Annotated in this window: 13 protein-coding genes; all 13 read right to left on the bottom strand. The window is 50.0% G+C overall.

Annotation, left to right across the window (positions count from 1 at the left end):
• Positions 1 to 49: 49 nt before the first annotated feature.
• Positions 50 to 2272 (bottom strand): alpha-galactosidase, encoded by a 2223-nt coding sequence (locus ACTOY7_RS16270; protein WP_482670851.1) that lies wholly within the window; start codon positions 2270 to 2272, stop codon positions 50 to 52.
• Between the two features lie 105 nt (positions 2273 to 2377).
• Positions 2378 to 3799: a melibiose:sodium transporter MelB gene (melB, locus tag ACTOY7_RS16265; RefSeq protein WP_285824034.1), complete on the bottom strand. Its 1422-nt coding sequence runs from the start codon at positions 3797 to 3799 to the stop codon at positions 2378 to 2380.
• A gap of 237 nt (positions 3800 to 4036) precedes the next feature.
• Complete coding sequence (locus ACTOY7_RS16260; protein ID WP_482670850.1) at positions 4037 to 4912, bottom strand: AraC family transcriptional regulator; 876 nt, start codon at positions 4910 to 4912, stop codon at positions 4037 to 4039.
• A 365-nt stretch (positions 4913 to 5277) separates the two neighbouring features.
• A complete protein-coding gene (locus ACTOY7_RS16255; RefSeq protein ID WP_160280276.1) occupies positions 5278 to 6543 on the bottom strand; it encodes a zinc-binding dehydrogenase in 1266 nt (421 codons plus the stop codon).
• 27 nt (positions 6544 to 6570) lie between these two features.
• Positions 6571 to 7503 (bottom strand): 1-phosphofructokinase, encoded by a 933-nt coding sequence (pfkB, locus tag ACTOY7_RS16250; protein WP_160280277.1) that lies wholly within the window; start codon positions 7501 to 7503, stop codon positions 6571 to 6573.
• Between the two features lie 6 nt (positions 7504 to 7509).
• Positions 7510 to 7980 carry a PTS mannitol transporter subunit IIA gene (locus ACTOY7_RS16245; protein ID WP_160280278.1) on the bottom strand — a complete coding sequence of 157 codons (471 nt, stop codon included), beginning with the start codon at positions 7978 to 7980 and terminating at the stop codon, positions 7510 to 7512.
• 209 nt (positions 7981 to 8189) lie between these two features.
• Entirely contained in the window at positions 8190 to 10283 is a 2094-nt protein-coding gene (locus ACTOY7_RS16240; RefSeq protein ID WP_482670849.1) for a BglG family transcription antiterminator, read from the bottom strand.
• A gap of 52 nt (positions 10284 to 10335) precedes the next feature.
• On the bottom strand, positions 10336 to 11739 hold the full coding sequence (locus ACTOY7_RS16235; protein ID WP_482670848.1) for a PTS mannitol transporter subunit IIBC: 1404 nt from the start codon (positions 11737 to 11739) through the stop codon (positions 10336 to 10338).
• A gap of 74 nt (positions 11740 to 11813) precedes the next feature.
• Positions 11814 to 12011: a hypothetical protein gene (locus ACTOY7_RS16230; RefSeq protein WP_160280281.1), complete on the bottom strand. Its 198-nt coding sequence runs from the start codon at positions 12009 to 12011 to the stop codon at positions 11814 to 11816.
• A gap of 6 nt (positions 12012 to 12017) precedes the next feature.
• A complete protein-coding gene (locus ACTOY7_RS16225; protein ID WP_482670847.1) occupies positions 12018 to 13334 on the bottom strand; it encodes a glycoside hydrolase family 32 protein in 1317 nt (438 codons plus the stop codon).
• 36 nt (positions 13335 to 13370) lie between these two features.
• On the bottom strand, positions 13371 to 14231 hold the full coding sequence (locus ACTOY7_RS16220) for a carbohydrate ABC transporter permease (protein ID WP_004070082.1): 861 nt from the start codon (positions 14229 to 14231) through the stop codon (positions 13371 to 13373).
• Positions 14231 to 15103, bottom strand: coding sequence for a carbohydrate ABC transporter permease (locus tag ACTOY7_RS16215; protein WP_004070083.1), 873 nt, complete (start codon positions 15101 to 15103; stop codon positions 14231 to 14233). The genes ACTOY7_RS16220 and ACTOY7_RS16215 overlap by 1 nt, the downstream gene beginning before the upstream one ends.
• Before the next feature lie 11 nt (positions 15104 to 15114).
• On the bottom strand, positions 15115 to 16485 hold the full coding sequence (locus ACTOY7_RS16210) for an ABC transporter substrate-binding protein (RefSeq protein ID WP_160280284.1): 1371 nt from the start codon (positions 16483 to 16485) through the stop codon (positions 15115 to 15117).
• Between the last annotated feature and the right edge of the window lie 213 nt (positions 16486 to 16698).

The following is a 16698-nucleotide window of genomic DNA, read 5'->3' as shown; positions in this document are numbered from 1 at the left end:
ACAGCAGACAGGTCGATGGTCTGTTATTCCAGATCTGCCGATTTCCGTATTATATAGCCTTAAATATAAAAAGTCTGGAATCAAAGTCGCCGTAGTCCGCATTCGAATCTTCCACCTGGCCGGATAACGCATCTGACGTGATCAGGCCCAGATTCATCAGTTCATCGCCGTAATAGGACTGTCCTGTTTCCTGATTCCGGTAGCAAAGCTCCGGATCCAGCCCCTGAAGCCGGATCCTCGCATAGGGCAGGTTTACGCCGCAGAGCACACGGTACCATCCGACAACCGCCTGTCTCTTGTCTTCACTGACCGCCATCCAGCAGGTAATGTTACCCTCAAAAGGACTGGACAGGCGGTAAAACGTGCCGAACTGCAGCACTTCCCTGTATTCCTTCATAAATGCGATCTGATGCTTCACCTCTTCCTGTTCCTGTTCCGTCAGATGGTTCAGGTCCAGTTCATAGCCGAAGGTGCCGAAGTAAGCGACATTTGCCCGTGTATGCAGCGGTGTCCTGCGGAACACCTGATGATTCGGGATGACCGATACGTGGCTTCCAATGCTGCTGACAGGATAGCAATAGGTGGTGCCGTATTGGATCTTTAAGCGTTCGACCGCATCGGAATCATCGCTTGCCCAGCCCTGGGGCGCGTAATAAAGCATTCCCGGGTCAAACCGCCCGCCGCCGCTTGCGCAGGATTCGAAAAGCACATGCGGGAACTCAGAAGTCAGCCTCTCGTATAAGTCGTAGACTCCCAGGATATAACGGTGGAACACCTCCCCCTGACGGTCGGCCGGGAGCGCTGCGGAATAGCATTCCGTGATGCTCCGGTTCATATCCCATTTGATATATGAGACCTTTGCCTCCCGTAGGATCTTTGCCATCATTTCATAGATGCAGTCTACGATCTCCTTCCGAGAAAAATCAAGTACAAACTGGTTGCGCCCATGGGATGCCCTTCTTTCCGGCGTCTCCAGAATCCAGTCCGGATGCGCCCGGTAAAGGTCGGAATCTTTATTCACCATCTCTGGCTCGAACCAGAGCCCAAACTTCATTCCCAGGTCTTCGATGCGCTCTGACAGCCCGGTAATGCCGTTTGCCAGGCGCTCCCGATTGGCGGTCCAGTCGCCCAGTCCGGCATGGTCGCTGCTGCGCTCACCGAACCAGCCGTCATCCAGAACAAATAATTCCACGCCGCATTCCTTTGCTTTGGACGCGATCTCAACCAGCCTGTCCTCTGTAAAATCAAAATATGTCGCTTCCCAGTTGTTATTCAGGATCGGCCTTGGACGGTCCCGCCAGTAACCTCTTGCCAGACGTTTCTGGTAGAGCTTGTGGAAGGTCTGGCTCATACGGTTTAACCCGGCATCCGAATAAACCATCACAGCTTCGGGAGTCTGAAATTCTTCTCCCGGTTCCAGCTTCCAGTCAAAGCTGTCAGGATGGATTCCCAGCATCACCCGGGTCGTGTCATGGGTATCTACCTCCGCCTGCGCCAGGAAATTGCCGCTGTAGATCAGGCTGAATCCAATAGCCTCTCCCTGAGATTCATTGGTGTCTGGACGTTTCAGCACGATAAACGGATTGTGCTCATGGGAGGAATGTCCTCTTCTGCTATCCACCGCCTGGATGCCCTGTTCCAGTCTCCGTACCTTTAAATGGCGCTCCCGAGCCCATGCGCCTGAGAACTGGAGCCATTCGTAATCGCAGTCCGGCAGATCCATGCACAGGCTCATGGCAGTCAGCAGATGTACATCTTTGCTTCCATGATTGGTCAGCTTCGCGCTCCGCGTCAGGATTCCGCCTCCCGCAAACATCGTATAGAAAAGCTGTAGCGTGATCTCCGTTACCGGGTCCTTCAAAACCAGTGTCAGAGTTTCCGCTTCACCGTCCTCCTCTGTATAGGTGGCCGGAAGTCCTGCGAGCTTCGGTTTTCCGGCAGTAATCGCATGGCTCTGATAACGGAAATCCGAAAGGCGGCTGCCGTTTTCCTGAAGGATCTCCACTGCCGGATGCCGGTAATCCGTCGTACCGTATACGCCGTATTCCTGCCTCACATGCTCCAGGGAAAACGACCTGTCTCCTTCGAATACGTAAGAGGTCATGGGGCGGTAGCCGGTTTCCAGAAGATAGGAAAAGTCTTCCTTATGATGGATCCGCTTGCCGAAATACAGCTGGCCCATCTGTTCATTGGGAAGGACCGTCATGATATAGCTGATCTCGTTGTTGAATAAATGAAAGGTACGTGTGCGTTCGCAAAATAATATGCTCATAGAACCCTCCTCCTGGTATAATATAATAACAAATTACTGTGCTCTCCAAGACAGCTTCAAAAACCTGCTGCCCTGGAGATATTTTTCTTCCAAAATGCCGGATTGTCAATTCACATTCTGCTGAATTGCATGCATTTCATTGACTTTACGTGTCACTTCTGCCATTTTCTCACCCTTTAAGGTGTAGAACGTTTTGTAGATAAAGAAACTCAATACTGCCAGTGCGATCGGGATCACGATCATCAGAACCCTGATGCCGGTGATCGTTCCAAGGCTCTGCGCCTCTGCCTTTGCATTGTAGCCTACAATCTGCAGGCCCACGCCGGTCAGACCGCCTGCCGCTGCCATGGCAGCCTTCATCAGAAAGGTCTGCGCAGAACAGGTCACGCTTTCATTCCTGACACCAAATTTCACTTCCCCGTAATCGATCACATCTGCCATGCAGCAGGTGGTCACACCCAGAGATAAGCCGGAGCCGAAGAACATCAGTCCGCAGCACAGGATCACAGCTGCCTTGCTCTGAGGAGCGATAAATCCCATCAGCCCCAGCGTGGCAAGCCCAAGGATCACAAGTCCGCATGCAAGGGCATATACCTTTTCACGGCTGATCTTTTCCGCAATCTTCGGGAAGCAGATCAGGCCCAGCATTTCCGCAATAATAGCAAATCCAAAGATGGAGTACAGGTATTCATTTCCGCAGACATTTTTGAAATAATATACGGCAAAGCCTTTTGCAATCTGTGTACAGAGGTTGAAGGTCAGCAGCAGTCCGATAAACGCAAGGAGCTGGTCATTCTTTACGATCACGTTCAACGCCTGTTTCAGACTGGTCTTCTCAGCCTTTGCATTCAGTGTGGATTCTTCTTTTACATTGAATACGGTAATGCCGATGGTCAGGATGAATACCACTGCGATGGCCACTGCAAACATAGTAAACCCCTGCTCCGCATAAAGATTTTTATTTCCTGCCATGCGGTTGAAGCCATTGATGATATACAGACCGAATGTGGCAACTGTAAAGCCTGCAAGGCTTGCGAAGAAACGCGGGATAACGGACACCTTTTCACGTTCACGGGGATCGTTGGTCAGGTTCGGAAGCCAGGACCAGTAGGGTACATCCATAATGGTGTAAGTCATGCCGTACAGGATATACATCACCGAAACATAGACGTACAGGGATGTTCCGGTCAACCCGCAGCTTGTAAACAGGAAGATAAATACCACGGAATTCAGCAGGGTTCCAACAATCAGCCAGATACGGAATTTGCCGTATCTGGACCGGGTGTTATCTACGATCATGCCCATCATCGGATCATTGACTGCATCCCAGATCCGGGCTACAAAGAACAGTGCCCCGACAAATCCCGGCGCCAGATATAAGGTGTCTGTAAAATACAGCATCAGAAAAGATCCTACCAGATTTACGATCGCGTCTTTTCCAATCGCACCGATTCCGAAACAATATTTTTCTCTTGCAGAAACATGCTTGTATTGGGGTTTCTGCGTCTGTGCATTTGTATTACTCATAAGTTCTTCCTCCAAATTCTTTTCTTGATTCGGACGAAAGAAGCTGCGCAATTTCTTCGTTCCTTGTAAGTCTATTATATATGGAGGCCGGACAAGTAAGTAGGCACATTTGTTTAGAAAAACAGTGAAAATGATGTTACAGTTCGCGGCCGACCGTGAACTGTAACAAAATGATGACACCGCTTTCCACTGTTTTAGCACGCATCTGCAGAGTATTCTCGGATTACAGCAGAAGAGTCATAATTTCCCCAGGATATCCTGATTCGTCTGAAGATGTTCGTTGGCATCCTTACGGTTTTTCTTCCGGAACTGTGCGGGAGTAATCCCTCTTTTCAGCTTAAATGCTTTTCCGAATACAAGCGGATCCCGATATCCGCAGGACAGCGCCACTCCTCCTACCGGAAGGTCTGTCAGGGAAAGCAGCTCTGCCGCACGGGTGATCCGGTAATTGACCAGATAATCCTGAGGAGACATATCCATGCGCTGCCGGAACAGCCTGTACAGATAACTCCGGTCAATGCAGACATAATTCGCGATATCAGACACTTTGATGCTGTTGGAATAGTTGTTGTGGATATACTCAAGCGCCCTGCGGATATACATATTTTCTTCATTCGCGACCACAGATGGAACAATATCGATATCCTGCGACAGTATAGAAAAAAAGGAAAACAGAAGGCTCTCCAGCAGAAACTGGTTCGTTGTGCTGGAGGTATTGTTTTTCAGCATAGTGATCACCAGCTGCTTCAATTCGTCCCCATGTCCGGACCGGAAAATCAGCTGGCGGCTGTTGAGGCCGATGTCTTTCAGATATTCCTGCGCCTGGCTGCCGTTAAAGCCAACCCAGAGGTAGGTCCACGGTTCCTCCTGATCCGCCTGATAGAAGGTCTGAACCTCCGGTTCGATCAGAAAGCCCTGCCCGGCCTGCAGTTCATACTGGGTATCCTCTACATAATACCTGCCTTTTCCTTCCAGGATGTAGTGGAGAATATAGTTGGGGCGGACGGCAGGACCGAAGCTGTGCAGGGGTTCGCATTTTGCGTAGCCGCAGAAGCAGAGATAAAGGTCTTGAAACTTATGGTCAGACAGTTGCAATACATATGCATTTTCCATTTCGGTATACTCCTTTTTGAAATCAGGCTTTGGAGCGTCTTTGATATCATAGCGTGTAATTTAGAATTTGTACAGCGCAAAATCAACTATTTTCACACTAAAGGATTTGTGCTAAAATGAGAAAAATATAATTCCGATTTTTGGGAAAGGAAGGTTGATATGAAAAAGATAGGCTTCGGGATTTCCATATTGCTTTTTGCGCTTGTATTGCATGTTTGCTCATCCGGGCTGGACGCAATCACACTTTCATTAGGAGTTGTCGGTTTTCTGTTTTCATTCCTCGGCTTTTTGGAAAAATAAAAGCGGAGCTGTCAAAGAATAATTTTCTTTGCGCAGCTCCGTATTTATATCTTTATTTTACGGCATTACTGCTCCACGCCGAAGTGCTCGAATAATATCCGCTCCGCCTCCGCGCTCCACAGCCCCCGGTTCTTTTTGCACACTTCGTCCAGCTTTTTGAACAGCGGATCACTTTCTCCCAGCTTTCCAAAGTCCTCAATCGCCGTCAGCGGCATATCGAACTGTGTATAAGTCAGCTTCTTTCCACCCGGAATCTTGGGCAGGTTCAGAGTTGCATCCGCGATGCTGTCAATGCCGCCCACGTGGGTCACCATCACAGCCGGTTCGATCTTTCCTTTCGCGGCCAGGTCATTCGCCTCGATCAGGTCGTCGTTATTTCCCCCGGTCGTTCCCATGATATGCGCGCTTGTATAGTGTACATTATACAGGTTGATCTCCCCCTTGAACTGGTTGTCCGTGGGGCCTGCGAAGAAGTTCATGCAGCCGTCAAATGCCAGGAGCTGGTCGCCCATCTCCGCCACCTTACGGTTGGGGATATATACAAACACATCATCATAACCCTTTCCGCCTGTGATCGCCCGCAGACCTTCCACCGGATCTTCCATCTTCGCCGTATTCACATAGAGGAGCTCTACTCCGTTTTCCGCCGCCTTGCTTTCCGGGATCACTTCCCTTGCGCGCTCGATCTTAGCATCGTCAATGTCCGTCACCACGATCCGCTTCGGCCTGTTTTCAATCTGGATTCCGTAGCTCACCGCCCCCAGTCCCATGGGGCCGCAGCCGCCCAGGATGATGATGTCGCCATCCGGTTTCGTACCCACCGCCAGATCATGGTTCCTCTTGTTGGTGTGGTAATTTCCATGGTAGCCTCCGATGATGCAGCTCATGGGCTCACCCAGAGACGCTTCGAAAAAGCTGTCTCCCTCGTAGGGCATCAGGCATCCCAGCTCCATCACCTCGTGAGGGATGATGCAGTAGGTACATGCCCCTCCGAAGAATTCATAAGAATATCCGGGGGAAGCCAGACTTCCTTTATAATTCAGCGCCGGCTGCTGAGCGAACTTCATGCCCGGCTTGAACTGGTCTTTCCACTTCTCTCCCACTTCCACGATCACACCCGCAAATTCATGTCCGATGATAACCGGATTGGTGTCGATATTTTGGGGGGCGCGCTTGTGCTTCTTGCCCTGCTCCGCAAGCTTATAGGTAGACATACAGATACTGTCGCTCATGACCTTCACCAGGATCTCATCCTCCCTGATCTCCGGCAATTCAAATTCCTCCAATCTCAGGTCTCTCGTTCCATACATTCTGACTGCTCTTGTCTTCATTTTTGCTCACTCCTCATTGATTCAAATTTATTGTACACTTTCAATCTTCACCTGCATTTTCAGCTCTTCCACCAGTTCCTTCGCCGGAGGCTTCGTTCCGATCGTCGTAACCGCTCCTGCCGATGCCGCCATACACAACCTGACGGTTTCCTCGTCTCCCAGCTTCTGATCCCATGCATACGCCAGCGCCGCCACCATCGCGTCTCCCGCGCCTACCGTAGAATGCGCCTTCACCGGAAGGGCCGGGCAGACCGCTTCATATCCGCCTCGCACGAACATTGCGCCACTCTTCCCCATGGAGACTGCCGCCGTATGGATTCCCTTTTTCATCAGCTTCCGGGTCATTTCCAGGAGTTCCTTCCCTGACGCGCGGTAATCAATTCTTGCATATTCTTCCAGTTCCACACGGTTCGGCTTGATGATATCCGGGCCTGCCTCCAGAGACAGGCGGAACACCTCGCCGTCCGCGTCCATCAGAACCTGGGAGCCTTTTTCATGAGCCATCCTGATGATCTTTTCATAAATGTCCTTGCCCACGCCGCCCGGAATACTGCCGGAAAGTACGATCAACGTATTCACTCCTGCATAGTTTTCCAGTTTATTCATTAATTTCCCTATCTGTTCTTCTGAAATGGCCGGCCCCGGCTCATTCAGCTCAGTGACTGCTCCGTTTTCTTCAAACACCTTGGTATTGGTTCTTGTCTCCCCGTCTACCCAGATAAAATCGTGCATGATCTTCCGCGCGTCCAGCACATTTTCTATAGTCCTTCCGGCATTCCCTCCCAGAAAACCGGTAGCGATGCTTTCGCCGCCCAGCTCATGGATCGTCTTGGATACATTGATCCCCTTGCCGCCCGCATCATACTCCACCTTCCGGATCCGGTTCAGACCGCCGGGCTTGAGCGTGTCGATCTCCACCGTCTTGTCAATAGCCGGGTTCATCGTGACTGTTATGATCATCCTTCTCTACTCCTTTCCGGAAAGAATCTGGTACAGCGTATCCGCGTCGCATGTCTTGATCTGTTCCGCGGTCGCATCATCCAACATCTTCTCTGCGATGGATGACAGGATATCCATATGCTCCTCGCCCACGCCGGCAATTCCGATCACGACCTTCACCTCTTCCCCGTCCCAGTCCACGCTGTCCCGGAATGTCATCACGGCGATCCCGGATGCCTTGATCTGGTCCTTTACGGCTTCGATTCCATGGGGAAGCGCAAGTCCGTTTCCCATAAATGTGGAAAACGTTTTTTCTCTTTCCACCATCCCGTCTACATACGGCTGCTCCACATATCCGGAATCCGCCAGCATCTGCCCCACCTTGCGGATGATGTTCTCCTTTGTATCGGGTTCGCAGTTTACATGTACGTTTTCACGGTACAGTAATTCCTTTTTTTCTTTTTTTTCTTTTTTTTCTTCCTTTTTCTTAAAAAACATATTGACCACCTGTGTCCTCTCTATCTCTTTTCATTTTCCCGGAGGATTTGTTCCTTGTGTCCTTATTATATGCCCCGGAAACATCTCTTTTCAACAAATAGAAAATGGGATTTGGCACTATCCGATAGCGCCAGAACCGCTATTTTACTGGCCGGATGCCTTGCAGCAATGCGCAAAGGCACCTTGAACAGTAACAGTGCGGTCACATATCACACCTTCGCCAGATATCGGTTGAAATATTCCTTCAGATACCTGGAAAGCAGCTCCCGGATCTCCTCCTTGTCCCCCCGTGCCAGTACTTCCAGAAATTCGTATTCTTCGATCAGCATGCTGCTGATATATCCCATGATCTCGTTATTGATCTGTCCATTCCCGTCAATCGGCACCAGCATAATGATCACAGTCCGAATTCCCTTAAAATATGGATCCTGAAATGCTTCCAGATCTTTCGTCATACAGACCGCAAACTCCGGCCGCAGCACGCCCTTTGTCCGGGTATGCAGAAGCGCGAACCCAAATTCCGCAAAGACCTGGGAGGAAATCCGTTCCCGGCGCATCAGGTCTTCCTGGATCTGTCCGCTGCGGTCCGAATAGGGGGACATTTTTTCCCCTACCGCAATCAAAAGCTCCTCAAAGGTAATGTCATTGTCTACCTTAAAAAATTCCATATTTTTCAGAATCGTCTTGATCTGTACGGCAACCAGATTGATCTCCTCCAGCTTCACGGAAAACTCATTTTCCTCTTTGTGCTTTTCCGGCATTCTCTCATACCGCAGGATCATTTCCCGTACTTCTTCCATGTTCTCCTTATTCAAAAGCGGATTCACGGAAACGACCGGGATATCCTGGGGGTCCATGGGAATCGTGGAAATCAGAAAATCTGTTTTTCCGATGATGTACGGCGTAATATCATTTTTTCCGTATGCCGTCAGGACCATCCGATCCTTATAGGTTTTCTCCAGCTTGGACACCATCAGACGGGAGATCCCGATCCCGCTGGAGCAGATCACTCCCGCATGGACCTTCCGTATATTTTCCCTGCGTCCCTCCAGGCGGAATACCGCAGCGCCGAAATGTACCGTCAGAAAACCAATCTCCTCTTCCGGCACCTCCCGCTGCGTCTTCTTCTCCAGAACCGCCGCCACATGAACACATTTCCGGTAAATCTCCGGGTAGCTCTCCCGGATCTCCGCAAGCATGGGATTCTGAATATGCATTCCATATATGATCCGGATCAGGGTCGGCTGCAGATGCGCCAAAAGCCCCTGGATAAATTCCTCGTCCTGTTTGAGCAGGCATGCCTGCACTGGGTCAAAGGCATCAATCATCTCATTGACCAGATACTGCAGCTCCCGGTTTTCAATCGTCAGGGCTTCCCCGGCATTCCACCGTATCCGCTCATGCTTGGCACCCTTGATATGCAGGCAGATGTAGGAAATCTCCATCGTCGGAAAGCGGATTCCGAATTCCTCTTCCAGCTCCGCCGCGATCTCCTCCGACAGAAGGTAATCCTCATCTCGTTCAAGCTGTTCCCCCCAGCTGCTGCCCGGCTCGATCGTCTCATCCTTGAGGATCCGGTCAATGGCAATGGTAATATGGATCACGAGCCCCACATAGGAATTTTCCGTCAGGGACTTTACCTGGAGATGATCCATCCCTGCAATACAGCGGATCACACGTTTCAGTACATCGTTGTTCAGCACCTGCCCGATCTCGCTTTTCAGCAGAAGATCCTGCGGATCCAGCACCGTGGTTTCCTCCTCATAGGCTTCCCGCAGTACCTTCGTATCTATATTTTCTTCAATAAACGCGCGGATCGCCCTGCGGTAATCCTCCTCGCTTCCATTGGTTTCGATCCCGCTTCCCGGCTTCCGGCTGATCTGCAGGCCATACCCGGTCAGCCAGCTTTCCACAGCTTCCAGGTCCGCGCTGACCGTAGCCTCACTGACACCGAACTGGCTGCTGTAATAATACAGCTTTTTCAGCCCCTTTTCTCTCAGCAGTTCCAGGACGAGCCGCTTCCGCCGCTCCTCCCGGTTGCTCACATCATAAGGATTTCCCTGGCTGAGTTCGGCAAGAAGACGCTTCTTTTCCTCCTTGCTGCCTTCCAGCCAGACGCCCACGCCAGTCTTTGACGAAAAACGGACTTCATACGCTTTCAGCGTACTTTCCATATATTCCAGTTCTCTTTGAGCCGTCCGTTTGCTCACTCCGATCTGCTCCGCCAGGAGCTTCACAGAAATGGGTCTTTCCTCCTGAAGCAGTACCAGCAGGATCTGTCTCATACGAGCCGAAATATCCATAGCCCCTCCCCTTCTTTTGTATAGAAAAGCTGCCAGTGACAGGCTTTCTGTATTATCCTTGATTCCTCTTCTTCAGATCTTCCACCAGGACATCATATTCCGGTGCCGCCAGGAAATTTGTGATCAGAACCCGCTCCGCATTGGGATTGCTGCGCTCCGCGCGTTCTCCCAGCTCCTGGTGCGTCACTACAATCTGTACGTCGGCCGGAATACTGGACACCGGTGTATGTATGACCTCAATCCCTTCCAGTCCGGCTGCCGCAATCTTCTTTTTCAGTACGGTTGCTCCCATGGCGCTGGAGCCCATTCCCGCATCGCAGGCAAACGCGATCTTGCGGATCTTTCCCTGTCCCTTTGCAGGCTCTCCCGCCGCGCTGCTGTCATCCTTGATTCCCTTTGCCTGTTTTTTCATAGCATCCTTTTTCTGCTGCGCTTCTTCCAGAGACGTATCTTTTCCCATGAATTTCAAAAGTGGAACCGCGATCACAAAGGAAACCGCCGCCGCTGCCAGCACGCCCAGGAACAGCCCCACGTAACAATGCCGCTCCGCCATCATCACCAGTGCCAGGATACTGCCCGGTGAAGCAGGCGCCGTCAGTCCCACGCCCATCAGGTTGAAGGTAAACACTCCGGCTGCCCCGCCTGCGATCGTTGCAAGGAGGAGCAGGGGATTCATGAGGATATATGGGAAATAGATCTCATGGATCCCCCCGAAAAAATGAATGATCACCGCACCGGGCGCTGAGCTCTTCGCATTTCCTTTTCCGGCAATACAGTAAGCCAGCAGGACACCCAACCCGGGACCCGGATTGGCTTCTAACAGGAAGAAGATGGATTTGCCCATTTCCTCCACCTGCTGAATCCCCATCGGAGACAGGATTCCATGGTTGATCGCGTTATTTAAAAAGAGGACCTTGGCCGGTTCGATAAACAGGCTGGTAAGCGGAAGAATGCCATGTTTTACAAAGAAGCCGACCCCGATACCCATCCACTCGTTCAAAGTGCTGACCAGCGGCGTCACGCCGTACATGGCAAGAACCGCAAGAACCGCGCCGATGATCCCCAGTGAGAAGTTATTGACCAGCATCTCAAATCCGGCTTTTACATGATTTTCCATCAGCTTGTCGAATTTTTTGATCACCCATGCAGAAAGAGGGCCTACCACCATTGCTCCGATAAACATGGGAACATCCGAACCCACGATCACACCCATGGTCGCAATGGCGCCGATCACTCCGCCCCGCTGTCCCGCGACCACATTTCCTCCCGTATATGCGATCAGCAGGGGCAGCAGCACGGATGACATGGGGCTGACCAGCTGCGCGATCCGTTCGTTGGGCATCCAGCCCGTCTCGATAAATAACGCGGTAATCAGTCCCCAGGCAATAAAAGCTCCGATATTGGGCATGACCATGCCGCTTAGGGATCTTCCAAATAACTGTACTTTTTCTTTCATAAATTCCACACCTCATTTTCTTTTGGTATTCAGAAGTGCGATCGGCCAATCACGTTTTCTTCATCGTATGTTTATTATAAACTTGGCCTGTCTTTTATTTCAACAAATAGAAAAACAAATTTGGCATCATCCGTTAGTGCCAAATAGATCATCCTCCCCAAAATGCAGGAAACCGTCATCAAAGATATCTTGTCCTTCCCTGATATACCAAAAAGCACCTGCCGCACCGGAGTTCTCTCCTCCGGCGTGGCAGGCGCCTTTTTATTTTTCATAGATATTCATCCTGTATAAACATGTTCCACATATCCGGTAATCCGGTTTCCCAGACCATAGACCACATTGCTGATCACATATTCGCCGTCATTAATAAAGACCTCGATCAGATTCGGTTCCACAAATATATCCAAACCGCAGTGTTCCAGACTTGTCGGCGTGCCGCACACCGCTGCCCGGCCATCTGTCCCGGCAAATACCCGGCTGCGGTCCGTTTTCACAGATCCATTTTCAACCCAGATCCTGTACCCTCCGATTTCCAGATATTCCCCTTCCGACAGCGTTGTTTTGATACGGCAGGGCATACCCGGATCCATATGCCTCTTATCTTCCTTTTCTGCGGAAAAATATTTTTCCACCTCCGGATGGATTCTGAAATAAATATGCTCCTCTGCGATCTCCACGACCCTCGGGAGGCTCATCATCCCGTTCCAGTCTTTTTTTCCTTCCTCCTTTACGGCCTCCGGCATCCTCATCCAGCCGATCAGCACTCTTCTTCCCTCCCGGTCCACATTGGTCTGAGGAGCGTACAGATCCATACCATAATCCACATATTGAAATTCTGAGGATATTTCCATGGTGCATGTACGGCTGTCAAACTCTGCCAGTGCGGTGACCGACTGGTGTTCATATCCGTTCTCCGCGTCCTCCGTATACATTGCGGACCCGACAAACACATATCTGTCTCCCAGCCGGAATAAATCCGGACATTCCAGGATCCTGCCGAAGCTTGGGTTCCTATACTGCGCGGCATACTGCCAGTGTTCCCCGTCCCTGCTCCGGAAAAACACGGCGCGGCCTTCCTTTTCCCTAAACGTACTGCCCAGGACCATATAATAACTTCCGCTGTCATACCATACTTTTGGATCGCGCGTATGTCCCGCGTCAGCAATCTGTTCATCCCGGATCACCGGAATGATCTGTCTTTTCCCATTCCAATTGTCAAATTGAAATCCATCCTCAGAAACCATCACTGCCTGGCTTGTTTCGTAGACGTCCTGCACCGGGATATGGATATTTTCTTCCTCTTCTTCCAGATACCGCACTGCGGAATAATAGAGGTACAGCCTGCCGTCTTTCTCCAGCGCGCTTCCGGAAAATACTCCGTTGCTGTCATATCTTTTAGTCGGGAATACCGCAATATCCAGATGCTCCCAATGCACCAAATCTTCACTTACCGCATGCCCCCAATGCATGGTTCCCCATACGGGCGCATAGGGGAAGCACTGGTAAAACAGGTGATACCTTCCCTGGTAATAAATAAATCCGTTTGGATCATTTATCCAATTTCCAGGCGCTTTTAAATGCAATATATTTTTCACATGCTTCCCCTTTCCTGCTGTTATTTTAAAAAGCTCTTATTTTACAGCTCCTGCTACCACGCCATTGATGATCTGTTTCTGCAATACTACATACAAGATCAGGATCGGAACAACGCACAGCAGAAGTCCTGCCATGATCGTGCCGTAGTCTGCCGAATAGGTTCCATAAAAGCTGTAGGTAGACAGCGGCAGCGTCAGCAGTTCCTTATCCGTCAGTACCAGCGACGGCAGAAGGAAATCATTCCAGAATGCCAGCGCATTTAAGATCACCATTGTGGAAATGATCGGCTTAAGCAGCGGAAATACAATCTTGAAAAATGTCTGGGAATGTGTACACCCATCGATATAAGCCGCTTCCTCCAGCGCGATCGGTATATTTCCATTGATAAATCCGTGGAACATAAATACCGACATTGCCATGGAAAATCCGGTATGCATGAAAATCAATGTCAGCCGGTGGTTCAATATATTCAGCGTCCCGCCGTAAATGCTCACCAGCGGAATCATGATCGCCTGGAACGGAATGATCATGGACGCCACCATCAGGGCAAACGTAATCTTCGAGATCCAGTTTTTATGACGCACGATATAGTATGCCAGCATTGCCGCGAACAGGGTCACGAGCGCCGTTGCCGATACCGTTACGATCAGAGAATTTTTAAACGCGTTCAGGAAATCCATCTGCGTAAATGCCTTTACAAAGTTGTCAAACGATAAGCCCTTGATCGTAAACAGCCAGGAAAACGGGCTTTTGATGATATCTCGTTTTTGCTTCAGCGAATTGATCACCACCATGAGGAATGGAAACATGTACGCAATAAATATAACGATCAATCCGGCCATTGCCAGCATATTTGCCGCTTTCTTTTTTGTTCCGCCCACTACTGTCTGCTGCATTATGCCTCAACCTCCTTCTTCTTTGTCAGATATACCTGGATCCCGCTGATGCACGCTACAATGATAAACAGGATCAATGCTTCCGCCTGGCCCACACCGAACTGCCTGGATGTAAATGCCTTCTCATAAACATGCATGGCCGCCATTTCCGTAGTCCCGTAAGGCGCGCCTGCTGTCAGTGATAAGTTCACATCATATACCATGAACGCGCGGGAAAGCGTTAAAAACAGGCAGATGGTCACGGAGGACATCATAAGCGGCATCACGATGCTCCTCATCTTTCTCCATCCGGAAGCGCCGTCGATGCTTGCCGCTTCCATCACATCCTCGCTGAGTCCCATAAATCCGGCCACATAGATCAGAATCATATAGCCGGACAACTGCCATACGGATACAAGCACCAATGCGGCAAATGCCTTTGACGGGTCAGAGAGCCAGGACACCTCAAACGCAGTCCATCCCGTGGATTCTCCGATATTTACAAAGACTCTGGAAAATACAAACTGCCAGATATATCCCAGTACAATTCCCCCGATCAGATTTGGCGTAAAAAATCCCGCACGGAAGAAATTCTGTCCTTTCATCCCCCTGGTCAGAAGATAGGCAATTCCAAATGCCATCACATTTACGATCACAACCACAAAAATCACATATTTAAATGTCAGGAGCAGCGAGGTCCAGAATTGTACGTCCTTCATCACTCCTCCGAAATTTTTCAGCCCTACAAAGTTCTTTACTGCAGATACTCCGTTCCAGTCTGTCATAGTCAGATACACTCCATATACAAACGGAATGACCACCACTGCAATAAAGCAAAACAGCCCCGGCAGCGCAAAAATACAGAAATCTTTTCCATTATTTTTCGACTTCATCATGTCCTCCTCTATTCCTGTTCATCCCAATATTCCTGAATCGATGTAATCAGCTCTTCCCTGTCGCTTCTCCCTGCGAGATATTTCTGCATTGCCGCGCCCAGCACAGCCCAATGGTCATTGGGTACGATCGCAGATGCATTGAACGCACGGCCCTCATGTACTTTTTCATAGATATCCCGGCTCAGCGGGTCGCTTGGCTCATATGGATTATTTTGAAACGGCGGGATCAGGTTGCATGTCTTTACCATCATCTGCTGTCCGATCTCACTGTAAACGATCCAGTTCAAAAATTCTTTTGCCGCAGCCTGTTCTTTTTCTGAGGCAATCTGTCCGTCCAGCATCACCTGCTTGGAGGGAGAACCCTGTATCTGCCGGTTTGCAAAATCATCCTCATCGTTGTTCATAAAATAGGGCAGGAAACCATATGCATCCTCATTCTCTGCTCCTGCTTCGGAAAGGTTCGGCCATGCCCAGTTTCCGTTGAACCAGAATGCCGTCTTCCCGTCCGCAAGGTCAATCGCCATCTCGTCATAATCTGCTCCCAGCGGATCCCCTTTGGCCACATTGTACTCTTTTAAGACATCAAACATATCCAGAAATTCCTGCATCCGGTCATAGGAATGTAAGTCCATCGTCCCATCCTTGATCTGTTTAATCACTTCCTGTGCACCTTCGGAAGTCCCGTCATAGGTCTCATAGACAAACTGCAGGTGATGCGCCCCCAGTGACCAGTCTTCCTTTGCCATAGAGACAGGCTTCTCAATACCGGCATCTACCAGCCTGTCCAGAAGCGCTGTAAAATTCTCCAGCGTAGTAATCGAATCCGGGTCAAATTCCTCTCCAAGAGCATCCTCGATCACTGTCTTATTATAAATCATACCGCGTCCCTCAATACACAGGGGAAGGCTGTATACCTTGCCGTTCACCTCTGTCAGATAGCCTTCCGCCTCCTCGGTCCAGTCCTCTTCCGACAGATCCGCCGCTTTTTCCTCTGCCAGCGCAATGACGTCCGTTGTATCCAGGATGGACATTGTGGGCGGATTCCCTGAATTGTACAGGCTGACTACCTTTGTATAAGGGGAATCATCTGTTACCGGCATCACCTCCACATGAACCCCGGACTTCTTCTCAAATTCCTCTCCCATCTTCTCCAGCGCCACCTGAATCTCCGCCTTTGAGTTTAACAGTGTGATATTCGTGCCTGACAGCGCGCTGTCGTACTCGAATGTGTCCACAGAGGTATCGATCGGCTCTTCTTTTACCTCTTCATTCGGATCATCCGGGTCACTCGCGAAACCGAATCTGCATCCGGTCAGCATGGCCGGCGCCAGCACAAGGGCCAGCCCCAGTGAAATGCCTCTTAATACGTTCTTTCTCATGACTCATTCCTCCTTTTCTTTATAACTCTATTGTTGTGGTAACCGGTAAAGTAACCGGTTACTTTATTGATATATTAACATTGATAGGCAGCAAAGTCAAACCTCAATTTCCTTCAGAATAAACGCACGAACAGTAAGACGGACTTATTTGCCCATTTATTTGGCCAGTTCGTCAATTGCATCCAACATATCATTATCGTATAATACTTTCAG

It is taken from the genome of Schaedlerella sp. (assembly GCF_056796775.1).
Note: the sequence above shows the minus strand (reverse complement) of the source record. Positions and strands in the feature narration are given on the sequence as shown.

Coding starts and splice junctions, on each gene's coding strand:
- ACTOY7_RS16270 (WP_482670851.1), bottom strand. CDS start 2,272: ATGAGCATATTATTTTGCGAACGCACACGTACCTTTCATTTATTCAAC.
- melB (WP_285824034.1), bottom strand. CDS start 3,799: ATGAGTAATACAAATGCACAGACGCAGAAACCCCAATACAAGCATGTT.
- ACTOY7_RS16260 (WP_482670850.1), bottom strand. CDS start 4,912: ATGGAAAATGCATATGTATTGCAACTGTCTGACCATAAGTTTCAAGAC.
- ACTOY7_RS16255 (WP_160280276.1), bottom strand. CDS start 6,543: ATGAAGACAAGAGCAGTCAGAATGTATGGAACGAGAGACCTGAGATTG.
- pfkB (WP_160280277.1), bottom strand. CDS start 7,503: ATGATCATAACAGTCACGATGAACCCGGCTATTGACAAGACGGTGGAG.
- ACTOY7_RS16245 (WP_160280278.1), bottom strand. CDS start 7,980: ATGTTTTTTAAGAAAAAGGAAGAAAAAAAAGAAAAAAAAGAAAAAAAG.
- ACTOY7_RS16240 (WP_482670849.1), bottom strand. CDS start 10,283: ATGGATATTTCGGCTCGTATGAGACAGATCCTGCTGGTACTGCTTCAG.
- ACTOY7_RS16235 (WP_482670848.1), bottom strand. CDS start 11,739: ATGAAAGAAAAAGTACAGTTATTTGGAAGATCCCTAAGCGGCATGGTC.
- ACTOY7_RS16230 (WP_160280281.1), bottom strand. CDS start 12,011: ATGAAAAATAAAAAGGCGCCTGCCACGCCGGAGGAGAGAACTCCGGTG.
- ACTOY7_RS16220 (WP_004070082.1), bottom strand. CDS start 14,231: ATGCAGCAGACAGTAGTGGGCGGAACAAAAAAGAAAGCGGCAAATATG.
- ACTOY7_RS16215 (WP_004070083.1), bottom strand. CDS start 15,103: ATGAAGTCGAAAAATAATGGAAAAGATTTCTGTATTTTTGCGCTGCCG.
- ACTOY7_RS16210 (WP_160280284.1), bottom strand. CDS start 16,485: ATGAGAAAGAACGTATTAAGAGGCATTTCACTGGGGCTGGCCCTTGTG.